This is a genomic window from Caldimonas brevitalea (genome assembly GCF_001017435.1).
Lineage (GTDB): Bacteria > Pseudomonadota > Gammaproteobacteria > Burkholderiales > Burkholderiaceae_C > Caldimonas > Caldimonas brevitalea.
Genome location: NZ_CP011371.1, coordinates 4,301,778 through 4,314,705 on the forward strand (window position 1 = coordinate 4,301,778; position 12,928 = coordinate 4,314,705).

Annotated in this window: 14 protein-coding genes; 10 read left to right on the forward strand and 4 right to left on the reverse strand. The window is 67.6% G+C overall.

Annotation, left to right across the window (positions count from 1 at the left end; all coding sequences use genetic code 11):
• Window positions 1–145: 145 nt before the first annotated feature.
• The 3 genes from AAW51_RS17935 to gorA form a co-directional block, all read right to left on the reverse strand.
• Window positions 146–487 carry a hypothetical protein gene (locus AAW51_RS17935; protein ID WP_047195689.1) on the reverse strand — a complete coding sequence of 114 codons (342 nt, stop codon included), beginning with the start codon at window positions 485–487 and terminating at the stop codon, window positions 146–148.
• Window positions 488–655: 168 nt separating this feature from the next.
• On the reverse strand, window positions 656–1,525 hold the full coding sequence (locus AAW51_RS17940) for a D-hexose-6-phosphate mutarotase (RefSeq protein ID WP_047195690.1): 870 nt from the start codon (window positions 1,523–1,525) through the stop codon (window positions 656–658).
• A gap of 42 nt (window positions 1,526–1,567) precedes the next feature.
• Window positions 1,568–2,959 (reverse strand): glutathione-disulfide reductase, encoded by a 1,392-nt coding sequence (gorA, locus tag AAW51_RS17945; RefSeq protein ID WP_047195691.1) that lies wholly within the window; start codon window positions 2,957–2,959, stop codon window positions 1,568–1,570.
• A 122-nt stretch (window positions 2,960–3,081) separates the two neighbouring features.
• Between gorA and AAW51_RS17950 the strand changes: the two genes are divergently transcribed.
• The 4 genes from AAW51_RS17950 (at window position 3,082) to AAW51_RS17965 (ending at window position 6,453) form a co-directional block, all read left to right on the forward strand.
• Entirely contained in the window at window positions 3,082–4,149 is a 1,068-nt protein-coding gene (locus tag AAW51_RS17950) for an oxidoreductase (protein ID WP_047195692.1), read from the forward strand.
• A 65-nt stretch (window positions 4,150–4,214) separates the two neighbouring features.
• Window positions 4,215–4,631: a DoxX family protein gene (locus AAW51_RS17955; RefSeq protein ID WP_047195693.1), complete on the forward strand. Its 417-nt coding sequence runs from the start codon at window positions 4,215–4,217 to the stop codon at window positions 4,629–4,631.
• Window positions 4,628–5,593, forward strand: coding sequence for an ion transporter (locus AAW51_RS17960; RefSeq protein WP_083438395.1), 966 nt, complete (start codon window positions 4,628–4,630; stop codon window positions 5,591–5,593). The genes AAW51_RS17955 and AAW51_RS17960 overlap by 4 nt, the downstream gene beginning before the upstream one ends.
• Before the next feature lie 41 nt (window positions 5,594–5,634).
• Complete coding sequence (locus AAW51_RS17965) at window positions 5,635–6,453, forward strand: acyl-CoA thioesterase (protein WP_047195694.1); 819 nt, start codon at window positions 5,635–5,637, stop codon at window positions 6,451–6,453.
• Between the two features lie 6 nt (window positions 6,454–6,459).
• Here AAW51_RS17965 and thpR read toward each other — a convergent pair whose 3' ends face one another.
• On the reverse strand, window positions 6,460–6,996 hold the full coding sequence (gene thpR, locus AAW51_RS17970; RefSeq protein ID WP_047195695.1) for an RNA 2',3'-cyclic phosphodiesterase: 537 nt from the start codon (window positions 6,994–6,996) through the stop codon (window positions 6,460–6,462).
• Between the two features lie 124 nt (window positions 6,997–7,120).
• Here thpR and AAW51_RS17975 point away from each other — a divergent pair, with 124 nt between their 5' ends.
• The 6 genes from AAW51_RS17975 (at window position 7,121) to AAW51_RS18000 (ending at window position 12,821) form a co-directional block, all read left to right on the forward strand.
• Window positions 7,121–7,882, forward strand: a complete 762-nt coding sequence (locus AAW51_RS17975) for an SDR family NAD(P)-dependent oxidoreductase (protein ID WP_047195696.1) — start codon at window positions 7,121–7,123, stop codon at window positions 7,880–7,882.
• A 369-nt stretch (window positions 7,883–8,251) separates the two neighbouring features.
• The gene (locus tag AAW51_RS17980) at window positions 8,252–9,115 is read left to right on the forward strand and encodes a branched-chain amino acid ABC transporter permease (protein WP_047195697.1); all 864 of its coding nucleotides are present in this window, start codon (window positions 8,252–8,254) and stop codon (window positions 9,113–9,115) included.
• Between the two features lies 1 nt (window position 9,116).
• Complete coding sequence (locus AAW51_RS17985; RefSeq protein WP_047195698.1) at window positions 9,117–10,148, forward strand: branched-chain amino acid ABC transporter permease; 1,032 nt, start codon at window positions 9,117–9,119, stop codon at window positions 10,146–10,148.
• Window positions 10,141–10,905 (forward strand): ABC transporter ATP-binding protein, encoded by a 765-nt coding sequence (locus AAW51_RS17990; protein WP_047195699.1) that lies wholly within the window; start codon window positions 10,141–10,143, stop codon window positions 10,903–10,905. Before AAW51_RS17985 ends, AAW51_RS17990 begins: the two co-directional genes overlap by 8 nt.
• On the forward strand, window positions 10,892–11,599 hold the full coding sequence (locus AAW51_RS17995; protein WP_047195700.1) for an ABC transporter ATP-binding protein: 708 nt from the start codon (window positions 10,892–10,894) through the stop codon (window positions 11,597–11,599). Before AAW51_RS17990 ends, AAW51_RS17995 begins: the two co-directional genes overlap by 14 nt.
• A gap of 46 nt (window positions 11,600–11,645) precedes the next feature.
• On the forward strand, window positions 11,646–12,821 hold the full coding sequence (locus AAW51_RS18000; RefSeq protein ID WP_047197996.1) for an ABC transporter substrate-binding protein: 1,176 nt from the start codon (window positions 11,646–11,648) through the stop codon (window positions 12,819–12,821).
• The last annotated feature ends 107 nt before the right edge of the window (window positions 12,822–12,928 follow it).

The window sequence follows — 12,928 nt, forward strand, 5'->3', positions numbered from 1 at the left end:
GCCGGCGGCCTGGACAGCACCGCGAGGTGCTCGAACAGACCCGGCGCCGTTCGCGGTGCCCGTCGGCGTCCGCTCAAGCGAGGGCCCGGCGCACACCGTGCTGCCCGGCCCACCCATCTGCATCTTCGAGTTCTGCTTCACCGTGTCACACCAACAGCCGGGGCAACCCCACCACGCCGGGGCGGCGGACCAGCCAGTCCGGCTCTTCCGTCCCCAGGCCCGGCACCGTTTGTTCGCCGTCCCCGCCGCCGCAGAACGCATCGCTGGTGCCGCCCGCAGAGCGGGTCAGCACCCAGACCGGGCGGGACACCTGGGCGGGGTGCGGTGCATGGGTGAACTCCTGTCGCACATCCGCGCACCGGACGAACTGCACCTCGTCGGGCCCCAGCCCTTCCTGCGCAGCTGCCTTCTTCACGGCCATCACACCCACGCTGCCTGCAGCGCCCAACAACACGGTGCCGATCACGGCGAACAAGGAGCCGGTCATGACGAGTCCTCGGTGACGGGTGGCCTAAGCCACTCGGATGAAGCGACGATGGACTCACTGTAGGGCGGCACCCCCTGGCGGGGATGTCAGCAGCCCGGGGCCGGCCGTGTCAGACGCCGCTGACACCGGTAGCCTGGCGGCCCCGGCCCGGTGCGGGTGCGCTGGGGATCAGCCGGCGACCAGGCTTTGCCGGCCCCACCACTGCTCCCCCGGCTGCAGCACGACCGGCTCGCCGATCAAGGCCGCTTCGACGCACAGCATCTGGCGAAACCCAAGCGGCGGCATATCGGGCAGCGCAGCGCACTTCCGGTCCCACGGGTTCCAGACCACCACGTCGGGAAACTGCTGCGCTTCGATGCCCAGCGCACGGTGGGGTTCGTCGAGCAGCAAGGCCCGGGTGGCGCCGAAATAGATGCGGTCGATCTCGTCGGTGATGGCCAGCGCGCCGCTGCTTTCGACCGCTTCGGCGCCTTGGCGTGTGCTGTCTTGGTAGCGCACGCCCTGCAGCCCTTTCAGGCGCGCTTCCTCGACCTCGCGCACGCGCAGATAGGTGTGCAACGCCGCCATGAAGCTGAACGGAGCCGCGCCTTGCGCGCCACGGTGCTCGACTTCGAGTTCCAGGTCCAGCCGGTTACCGCCGACCGCCACCGTCAGCTCGACGGCGAAGGCGTGCGGCCACAGGCTTCGCGTCGCCTCGTCGTCGGTGAGGCCCAGCACCGCGATGGCGTCGTCGCGGCCGGTGTCGGCGCGCAGCAACTTCCAGCGTTTGGTGCGCGCGAAACCGTGGCGGGGCAGCGGCCCGCGCTGTTCGAACTGCGGAAAGATCACCGGCACGCCGCCGCGCACGGCCTTGCCGTCCTCGAACACGGCGCGCTCCGACAGGTACAGCCGCTCGGACCCTCCGGCGGGCGACCACGAGATCACCTGGCCGCCCTGCAGCAGCACGGTGGCGCGGGCGCCATCGGGCGCGCGCAGTTGGACGACGGGTTGGCCCTGGAGGTAGACGAGTTCGGGGGTGGAAGGGGATGTGAGACTCATGGTGCGGCGAGCTTACTCCTTCCCGTCTGTGGCGCGGGGCGCTCAGGCCACGCTGCTGCCGCCCTTGCACACCTCGTCGCGCATCAGCACCACCTCTTCCGCAAGGGTGGGATGCACCGCCACCGTGCTGTCGAACAACGCCTTGGTCGCGCCGGCCTTGAGCGCGACCGCGAAACCTTGCACGATCTCGGGCGCCTCCGGCGCCATCATGTGCAGGCCCAGCACCCGGTCGGTGGTCTTGTCGACCACCAGCTTGATCAGGGCCCGCTCGTCGCTGCCGGCCACTGCATGCCGCAGCGAGCGGAATTCGGAGCGGTACACGGCCACCGCGTCATGACGTTCCCGCGCAGCCTGCTCGGTCAGGCCGACGCTGCCGATCGGAGGGTCGCAAAACACCGCCGTCGGCACCTCGTGTTCTTCGTGCATTTCGCGCCGCGCCCGCCCGGGGCAGCCGTAGAGCCGGTCGACCAGCGCGGCCGCCTGCATCAGCGCCACGGGCGTCAGGGCCTGCCGGCCGATCACGTCGCCGATCGCATAAAGCCAGGGCAGCGAGGTGCGGAACTCTGCGTCGACCTGCACCGCCCCCGTCTCGCTCAGCGCCACCCCCACCGTGTCCAGGCCCAGCCCGGCGGTGGCGGGACGCCGGCCGGTGGCCAGCAGCACGGCGTCGGCTGGCACCGGCTCGCCGCCGTTTGCCAGCCGCACCTGCAGCGCCCCGCCGGCACGTTCGATCGCGCCGACCGGGGTGCCGGGCCGCAGCGTGATGCCCTTGCCCGCCAGTGCCTGGGCCGCGAAGCGACGCAGATCATGGTCGAAGCCGTCGAGCGGCAAGTCGCCGCGGTACAGCACCGTCACGCGCGCCCCGAGGCCGCTGAAAATCGAGGCGAACTCGCAGCCGATGTAGCCGGCGCCGATGATGACCAGACGGCTCGGGAACGGCTGCAGGTCGAACAGTTCGTTCGACGTGATGGCCAGCTTCGCCCCTTCCAGCTCGGGGGTGTAGGGCGCGGAGCCGGCCGCCACCAGCACCCGTTCCGCATGCACCCGGGCCTCGCCCACGCGCACCGTCTGGGTCGCCTCCACGCGGGCCCGGGCGGGATAGACCGTCACGCCCGCCTCGCTCAGCAGTCGCGCGTAGACCGCGTTGAGCCGCGCCACCTCGTCGGCCCGCCGCTGCTGCAATCGGGCCCAGTCGAACTGAGGCGCGGTGTCGAAGTGCCACCCCAGCGCGGCAGCTTCTTCGAAGGCGGCCGCATGGTGGGCGGCATAGCTGTAGATCTTTTTCGGGATGCAGCCCAGGTTCACACAGGTGCCGCCGAGCCGACCGGCCTCCGCCAGGGCGACGCGGGCCCCCTGCTTCGCCGCCAGGCGCGCGGCGCGCACGCCACCGCTGCCGCCGCCGATGACGAACAGGTCGAATCGAGGATCGGACATCGCGCACTCCCATCGTGGTAGCCGCACTGTACCGAAGGCACCTTGCTTGCGATTAAGCTCGGGCCTGCTCGGGTCGCGCCACCCGCGGCCCGGTTTGATGCTTTCAGAACGGATTCCTGCAGATGAACACACTTCGGGTCGGCCTGCTCGGCTACGGCTACGCCAGCAAGACCTTCCATGCCCCGCTGATCGCCGGCGTCCCGGGCTTGCAGTTGGCTGCGGTGTCGAGCCGCGACGCCGCCAAGGTGCACGCCGACTGGCCGGGTTTGACCGTCGAGCCCACGCCCGAGGCGCTGATCGCCCGGCCCGATCTCGACCTGATCGTGGTCCCGACACCCAATCCGACCCACCACCCGCTCGCCAAGGCCGCGCTGCTGGCCGGCAAACACGTGGTGGTCGACAAGCCCTTCACGGTCACGCTGGCCGAGGCGCGCGAGCTCGACGCGCTGGCGCGGCATCGGCGCCGGGTGCTGTCGGTGTTCCACAACCGCCGCTGGGACGGCGACTTCCTCGGGCTGCGGGCGCTGCTCGACGCAGGCTCGCTCGGCCGGGTGGTGCACTTCGAATCGCATTTCGACCGCTTTCGCCCGCAGGTACGCGCGCGCTGGCGCGAACAATCGGGGCCTGGCGCCGGGCTGTGGTACGACCTCGGGCCGCATCTGGTCGACCAGGCCCTGCAGCTGTTCGGCGTGCCCGACGCGGTGACGCTCGACCTCGCGGTGCTGCGCGACGGTGCCGAGACCGACGATTACTTTCATGCCCAGCTGCGCTATGAACGTCTGCGCGTTGTCTTGCATGCCAGCAGCCTGAGCGCCGCGCCCGGGCCGCGCTTTGTCATGCATGGCACGCGAGGCAGCTACGTCAAGCACGGTCTCGACCCGCAGGAGGACCTGCTGAAGGGCGGCGCCCGTCCCTCGCTGCAGGCTTTGGGCGACTGGGGCAGCGACTCCGAGCCGGGCCGGTTGACGCTCGAGGACACATCGCAGCAGGCCGTCGCGGCGCCGGCGGGCAACCACCTCGCCTACTATGCGGCGTTGCGTGACGCGCTGTGGTCAGGCGGCCCGCCTCCGGTGACGGCGGAAGATGCCATTGCAGTGATGGCGGTGATCGAGGCCGGCAGCCGCAGCGCGGCCGAACGCCGGGAGGTGGCGCTGCAACGGCTCCCAGGCCTGCCACGGGAAGCGGCGTGATTGCGCTGCCACGGTGCGCCTCCTATGCTCGCGTGACCAGCCTCACCGCAACAGGAGTCAACCCCATGGCCTTTATCGAAAAGTTCGGCCCGTTGATGGGCCGTGTCCTGCTCGCCCTCATGTTCGTGCCGGCGGGCTTCAGCAAGATCGACAACTTCGGCGGCACCGTGGGCTACATCGGTAGCAAGGGCCTGCCACTTCCGACCGTGCTGGCCGGCGGCACCGCGGCGCTCGAGGTGGTGGCCGGCCTGGCGCTGCTGCTGGGCTGGAAGGCGCGCTGGGCGGCGCTGGTGTTGGCCGTGTTCGCGGTGCTTGCCGCACTGTTCTTCCACAACTTCTGGGCGGTCGACCCCTCGCAGCAAGTCGCCCAGAGCATCAGCTTCTACAAAAACCTCGCGATCACCGGCGGCCTGTTGTACGTGGCAGCGTACGGCGCCGGCCCGGTGTCGCTGGATCAACGGGAACGTCCCCCTGGCACATGACCGGCCGCAGCACCACGTCCTCCTTCAGCACGCCCACGCTCTCTTCGCCCGCTGACGATTTCGGCAAGCCGGACACCGGTTGGCGGGAGCGGCTCTACACCATCATCTTCGAGGCCGACACCCGCGCCGGCCGCATGTTCGACCTGACGCTGATCTGCGCCATCCTGGTCAGCGTGCTGGTCGTGATGCTCGACAGCGTGCAGGGCCTGCACCTGCGCTGGCACCGCTGGTTCGACGCGCTCGAATGGTGGTTCACGCTGCTGTTCACGCTGGAGTACGCGGCGCGCCTGGCCTGTGTACGCCGGCCCATGCGCTACGCCACCAGCTTCTACGGCATCATCGACCTGCTGGCCATCCTGCCGGCCTATCTGGCCGCCTTCGTGCCCGAGCTGCACCTGCTGATGGATGTGCGCATCCTGCGATTGCTGCGCATCTTCAGGATCTTCAAGCTGACCCAGTATGCGGAGGAGTACCGGCTGCTGGCCACCGCACTGGCGAACAGCCGGCGCAAGATCGCGGTGTTCCTCGGCTTCGTGCTGATGGTGGTGCTGGTGGTGGGCACGCTGATGTTCCTGGTCGAGGGGCCGCAGCACGGCTTCACCAACATCCCCACCTCGGTGTACTGGGCCATCACGACGCTCACCACGGTCGGTTTCGGCGACATCACACCCAAAACCGATGTCGGCCGGTTGATCGCGTCGTTGATGATGCTGCTCGGCTGGGGCACGCTGGCGGTGCCGACCGGCATCGTGACGTCCGAGATGGCGACGCTGCGGCTGCGCCCGGTCACCACGCGGACCTGCCCAGAGTGCCTGACCGAAGACCAGGCGCCGGACGCGAACTATTGCCGCCATTGCGGCGTGAAGCTGCCGCCCTACCAGGTCGACCCGCCGCTTGCGGCGACGGTGCTGGCCGAGGGTGACAAGCGGGCGACAGGCAAAAATAGCACGATCGTTCGATAATCGGGCTGTTTTTCACCCGCCCCCTCGGGGGCCCTGCCGTCATGGACACACGCCTTCCCCTCTCGCAGCTGCTCGCCGGACGCAGCCTCCAGGGCTCCACCGTGAGCTTTGGCATCACCGACGACTGGCTGCAAGGCCGCACCACCTTCGGCGGGCTCATCTCGGCCTGCGCCGTGGCGGCGATGCGTGAGGTGGCCGGCGCCCAGTGGCCGACCGGCGTGCGCCTGATCGCGCTCCAGACCAACTTCGTCGGGCCGGTCGGGCTCGGCCAGATGGACGTCGAGGTGCAGCTGCTGCGCGAAGGTAAGAATTTGCGGCAGGTGCAAGCGGTGGTGCGGCAGGCCGGCGAAACGGCTGCGGTGCTGCTGGGTGTGTTCGGCGTTGCGCGCGAGACGGCGTTGCCGCGGCTCGCACCGGTGCCTCCGGCCGTCCCCGTGACACCCGGCGATGCGGCCCCGCTGCCCTACATCGCCGGCATGACGCCCAATTTCACCCAGCACCTCGACTTCCGCTGGGCCGAAGGCCATTTGCCGTTCAGCGGCCAGGACACTTGGCAGGCACGCGTGTACGCCCGCCTGAAAGACGACAAGGTGGACGACGAGTTGTTGACCGTGCTGCTGGCCGACGCCGCCCCCACCGCGGCGATCAGCCGGCTCACGACCCGGGTGCCGAGCAGTTCGGTGTCGTGGGCGCTCGAACTCGCGGCGCCCAGCCGGGCGGGCACCGGCGACGGCTACTGGCGCATCGACAAGGACACGCGCGCGGCCGCCGGCGGCTATGTCAACGACACCACGACGCTGTGGACGCCCAACGGCGAACTGGCCGCCTTCGGCTACCAGGTGGTCGCGGTCTACGGCTGAGCGGCCTCAGCGGTACTCCCGCAGCACCCGATACTCGGGCACCGGCTGCAGCACCGACTCCACCAGCACATAAGCTTCGACGTGCCAGCGCAGCTCGGGCTGCCCCTCGGGCGGCTGCGCACGCCGGGCATCGCGGGCCAGCGTGACGTGAGGCTCGTAAGGGCGCGAGTCGAGGGTATACCCGAGGCGCAACAACATCTCCCCGAGGCGCTGCTGCAACGCCATCAACGCCGGCGGCGGCGCCAGTGGCCGCAGCCAGGCAATGCCGCCCCAGGTGCCGGCCGATGCGAGCGACAGCTCGAACGGCTCCACCGGCACCTCACCGGCCTGCAGCAGTTCGGCCACCCGCTCGCGTGGCACCTGCGGCAGGAAGTGCAACGTCACGTGCAAGCGCTGCGGCCGCGTCAGCCGCACGCCTGGGGGCCAGCGCCACAGCCGCTGCTGCGCACACAAGGCCTCGCGCTCGCTCGGGCTGGGCCACAGCGCGAAAAACAGCGGCGTCGATTCCGGCGCCGCACGGTCGTCCGATATCTGCTCCGACATTGGGGCATCCCCTAGCTTGTCCCTTGCGTGACAGACCCGTGCCGGCACCCCCCTTACCGTGTCTGTCACACCGATCACAAAAAGAGCGTTCGGAAACACACCGACGCCTACAAGGAGACGCACGATGCAACTGTTTCGGCTTGATGGCAAGGTCGCCATCGTCACGGGGTCCAGCCGCGGTATCGGCCGCTCCATCGCAGAAAACCTGGCGCGCTGCGGCGCGCGCGTCGTGATCTCCAGCCGCAAGGCGGATGCCTGCGAGGCGGTGGCGGCCTCGATCCGGGCCGAAGGCCTCGACGCGATCGCGCTGCCGGCCAACATCTCGAGCAAGACCGACCTCGAAGCCCTGGTGGCGCAAACGCGCGAGCGCCTTGGCCCGATCGACATCCTGGTCTGCAACGCGGCGACCAACCCCTATTACGGCCCGACGACCGGCCTCACCGACGACGTGTTCGACAAGGTGATGCGCAACAACGTGTTGAGCAACCTGTGGTTGTGCAACCTGGTGCGCCCCGACATGGCGGCGCGGCGCGATGGCGCGATCGTCATCGTCTCGTCGATCGGTGGCCTGCACGGCTCGAGCACCATCGGCGCCTACAACGTCTCCAAGGCCGCCGACATGCAGCTCGCCCGCAACCTGGCGGTCGAATGGGGCCCTGACAACATTCGCGTCAATTGCATCGCGCCGGGGGTCATCCGCACCGATTTCGCCCGCGCCATTCACGAGGACCCGCGCATCCGCGGCCTCGTCGAAGCTGAATTGCCGCTGCGCCGGATCGGCGAGCCCGACGACATCGGCGGGGTGGCGGTGATGTTGTCGGGCGCCGCCGGGCGGTATATCACCGGGCAGACCATCGTGGCGGACGGCGGTTATATGGTGCGGTGACCGGCGGGCCGGGAGCACCGGTCTCATGGTTTTTGATGCCCCCGTCGGATCCGTACTGTCCTATTTTCTGACGCCTCGCCTGACGTGCGCGGCGGCACGGAAATCACTCGCCCCCAATATTCTGCTTAGCGGAACAATAAACCGAAATACAGCGCTTTTCACCCGAGAATCGGTGTAAACACCGCCTTACAGCTCCCGCACCGCAGAACAACACGGGGGAACCCGCGTTGACGGCGCCCAAGCCGGCGTGACAAAGTGCGCATCGAGGGTGCACCGCAAGAGCGCCACAGAGATCAAGACCCAGAGGCCGCCGGATTTTCTCCCGGCATTTACTCGGGTTCCGAATTCTGCAGTATCAAAGGAGAAATCTTGGAATTGTTCTTCCAGCAAATATTAAATGGCTTGACGCTCGGGGGCATATACAGCCTCGTCGCGCTGGGCCTGACGCTGGTGTATGGCATTTTGCACGTACCCAATTTCGCCCACGGCGCGTTTTATATGGCTGGTGCTTATGCCGGCTTCTACCTGATGAGCGCGCAGGGCTTCAACTACTGGGCGGCGATGGCCGGCGCGGCGGTGGTGGTGGCCCTGATCGGCGTGCTGGCCGAGCGCTTGGTGTTCCACCCGCTGCGCAACTCGCCCGGGCTGCATCACATGATTGCCGCCATCGGCCTGATGCTGTTCCTCGAAGCCGGTGCCCAGGCGATCTGGGGCGCCGACTTCCACCGGATGGAAACGCCCTACTCCGCGGTGGTCAACGTCGCCGGCCTGACCGCGCCGCTGCAACGATTGCTGATCATCGCGGCCGCCTTCGGCCTGATGGTGTGTCTGCACCTGTTCCTGAAGAAGACCACCACCGGCGCGACCATCATCGCGATGGCGCAAAACCGTGAAGGTGCTGCCCTGGTGGGCATCGACGCCAACAAGGTGGCGATGATGACCTTCGCGATCTCGGGCGCGCTGGCCGCGGTGGCCGCAGCGCTCTACGCGCCGATCAACCTGGTCTACCCCTCGATGGGCCACCTGGTGATCACCAAGGCCTTCGTGATCATCATCCTGGGCGGCATGGGCAGCGTGCCCGGCGCCATCGTCGGCGGCCTGATCATCGGCTTCGCCGAGAGCTTCGGCGCCTTCTACATCTCCCCCGACTACAAAGACATCATCGCCTTCGCACTGCTGGTGGTGATCCTGTCGCTGCGACCGCAAGGTCTGTTCACCAAAGGAGTGCGCTGAGATGGCTTACCTCGAAGGCAAGGTCGGCTGGAGCGTTTTGCTGGCGCTCGGCCTGGTGTTTCCGTTTCTCGCCGGCAACGACTACCACCTGACGGTGATGTCGAATGCCTACATCTTCGCGCTGGCCACCGTCGGCCTGAACCTGATCACCGGCTACACCGGGCAGTTCAACCTGGCCCACGCCGGCTTCATGGCGGTCGGCGCCTACACGGTGGGCATCCTGACGGTCGACCACCAAGTGCCGTTCTGGGTCGCGTTCGCGCTGTCGGGCTTGTTCGCGGCGGTGCTGGGCTTCTTCATCGGCATCGTCTCGCTGCGCCTGAAGGGCCACTACTTCTCGATCTTCACGCTGTGCGTGGGCTACATCATGTTTTTGGTGATCGAGAAGTGGGAGAGCCTGACGCACGGCACGGTCGGCATCATCGGCATCCCGTCGCCGGAAGCCATCGGCCCGATCGGCTTCGAATCGCCGCGCGAGCTGTACTACCTGGTGCTGTTCTTCCTGGCGGTGGGCATGTGGGTGATGCACCGCATCGTGCGCTCGCTGCTCGGCGCCACCTTCATCGCGATCCGCAACAGCGAGGAACTGGCCGAGTCGCTGGGCATCAACCTGATGCGCAACAAGGTGCTGGCCTTCATGCTGTCGGTGTTCTACGCCGGCATGGCGGGCGGCTTGTACGCAGGGTATGTGCGCTTCCTGGGCCCGGGCATGGCCGCGGTGGAACACACCTTCGACATGACGATGTTCATGCTGATCGGCGGCATCGGCACCTTGCTCGGCCCGCTGCTCGGCGCGCTGATCATGCCGTGGGTCACGCAGTATCTGCAGTTCCTGCAGGAGTACCGCTTCTTGGTGTTCGGCCCCATCCTGGTGTTGCTGGTGATCTTCGTGCCCAACGGCATCGTCGGCACCTATGTGCAGTGGCGCATGCGTCGCGATGCCCGCCGCGCCCCCGCGGCTGCACCGCGCCCCGCGTCCGCCAACCCCACCGCCCAGCCGCTGCAAGAAGCCCGCGGAGGCAGCCATGCTTGAGATTCGCAACCTGACCAAACGATTCGGCGGCCTGACCGCCGTGCGCGACGTGTCCGTGACGATGGAAGCCGGCAAGATCAACGCGATCATCGGCCCCAACGGCGCCGGCAAGACGACCTTCTTCAACCTGATCAGCGGCGTGCACCAGCCCACCAGCGGATCGATCGTCTTCAAGGGCCAGGACGTGACGCGTCTGCGGGCCGACCAGATGGCCCGCCTGGGGGTGTCGCGCACCTTCCAGACCACCGCCCTGTTCGACAACGCCAGCGTGCTCGACAACCTCATCGTCGGCCACCGGCTGCGCACCCGCAGCGGGCTGTGGGACGTGCTGGCGCGCACCCGCCTCGCCCGTGAAGAAGAAAAGATCTGCCGCGACAAGGCCGAACGTGCGCTCGACTTCGTCGGTCTGAACCACATCCACCACCGCCTCGCGGCCGACATCTCGCAGGAAGAGCGCAAGCGCGTCGCCTTTGCGCTGGCGCTGTGCACCGACCCGAACATCGTGCTGCTCGACGAGCCGGCCGGCGGTGTCAACCCCGAGGAGACCGTGGGCCTGGCCGCGCTGATCCGCAAGATGGTGGACAGCGGCCTGACGGTGTGTTTGATCGAACACAAGATGGACATGATCATGAGCCTGGCCGACAAGATCCTGGTGCTCAGCTACGGCGAGAAGATCGCCGAGGGCACGCCGGCGGAGATTCGCGCCAACCCGCAAGTGATCGAGGCCTACCTGGGGAGCGAACATGCTGCAGCTTGAAAACGTCTCGCTCAACTACGGCAGCTTCCGCGCACTCGACAAGGTGTCGCTGCACGCCAAGCAAGGTGAACTGGTGGTGCTGCTGGGCGCCAACGGGGCCGGCAAGAGCTCGATCTTCGGCACCATCAGCGGCCTGCACAAGGCCGCCAACGGGCGCATCCGCTTCGGCGACCAGGACCTGGTCGGGCAGAAGCCCTCACGCGTGGTGCAACACGGCGTGCTGCACTGCCCCGAGGGCCGCAAGCTGTTCCCCGGCATGTCGGTGCTGAAGAATTTGATGCTGGGCGCGTATGTGCACCGGCGCGACCGCAAAGGCATCCAGCGCACCCTCGAAGAGGTGTTCGCGATGTTCCCCATCCTGTTCGACAAAAAGGACGACGCGGCCGGTTCGCTCAGCGGCGGCCAGCAGCAAATGGTGGCGATCGGGCGCGCCTTGATGGGCCGGCCCCAGGCCCTGCTGCTCGACGAGCCCTCGCTGGGCCTCGCGCCGCTGGTCGTCAAACAAGTGTTCGAGGTGATCCAGAAGATCAACCGGGCCGGCACCACCGTGCTGCTGGCGGAACAGAACGCCTACGCGGCACTGCAGATCGCAAGCCGCGCCTACGTGATCGAAAGCGGCCGCATCGTGATGGAAGGCAGCCGCGACGAGCTGATGAACAACGACGCGGTCCGCCGCGCCTACATCGGCGCCTAGTTTTACTTTTGCATCTTCGATCTACATAAACCAAGGAGACATGACCATGACCTTCCGCTTCCCCCTGGCCCGCCTCAGCGCCGCCCTCACCCTCGGCTTCGCCCTGTCCGCCGGCTCGGCCCTTGCCCAGGAGGTGGTCAAGATCGGCTACTCCGGCCCCTTGAGCGGTGGCGCCGCGCTGTACGGCAAGAACGTGCTGTCCGGCATGCAGATGGCGGTCAGCGAGATCAATGCTGCCGGCCTCGAGATCGGCGGCAAGAAGTACAAGCTCGAGATCGTCGCACTCGACGACAAGTACAACCCGAGCGAAAGCGCCATCAACGCGCAGCGCCTGGTGCAGGAGCACAAGACCCCGGCCATCCTGGTGCCCCATTCGGGCGGCAGCTTCGCGGTGCAGGCCTTCAACGAGCGCTCCAACTTCATCCTGCTGTCGTACACCAGCGTGCCGCAGATCACCGCCCGCGGCAACAAGCTGACCATCCGCATTCCGCCGGAGTTCACCGGCTATGTCGAGCCCTTCGTCAAGCATGCGATGAGCAAGTTCGGCAAGAGCGTGGCGATCGCCAATGCCGACCACGACTACGCCAAGGCCTGGACTGCGGCCTTCAAGCCGGCCTGGGAAGCAGCGGGCGGCAAGGTGGTGGCCGACAACCCGATGTCCTACAACAAGTCGACCGACTTCTACAGCGGTGTGAGCCGCGTGATGGCGGCCAAGCCGGAAGTGATGTTCATCGGTGGCGCCTCGGAGCCGTCGGGCCTGGTGGTCAAGCAGGCGCGTGAGCTGGGCTTCAAGGGCGGCTTCGTGATCATCGACCAGGCCAAGATGGACGAGATGGCCAAGGTGATCGGCGGCTACGGCCCGCTGGAAGGCTCGATCGGCGTGCTGCCGCTGGTGGACGACGAGCGTGCCGACGCCAAGGCCTTCGTGCAGCGCTTCCGCCAGGCCAACCCGGGCCGTGACCCGAGCAGCGAAGTCTCGCTGAACTACTCGGCGGTGCACGCCACCGCGCTGGCGATGAAGCTGGCCGGCTCGGTGAGCGACCCCGCGGCCATCCGCGCCAAGATGAACGAAGCCTTCAAGACGCTGCCGGCGAAGTACAACCCGAACGACTACGACGGCGTCGACGAAAAGGGCGGCACGATGGCCAACACCTGGGTGGGCACGGTCGAAGGCGGCAAGGTCAAGCAGATCAAGCTGCGCGACCTGGCGGCGGCGAAGTAAGGCGGTGAGCATTGGCGCCCGGTGGCTTTGGCCCCGGGTGCATCATGTTCCGGGCCGGGGCGTCTCACGCAGAGGCCCCAGCACCGGATGAGCGGCAGGCGATCGCT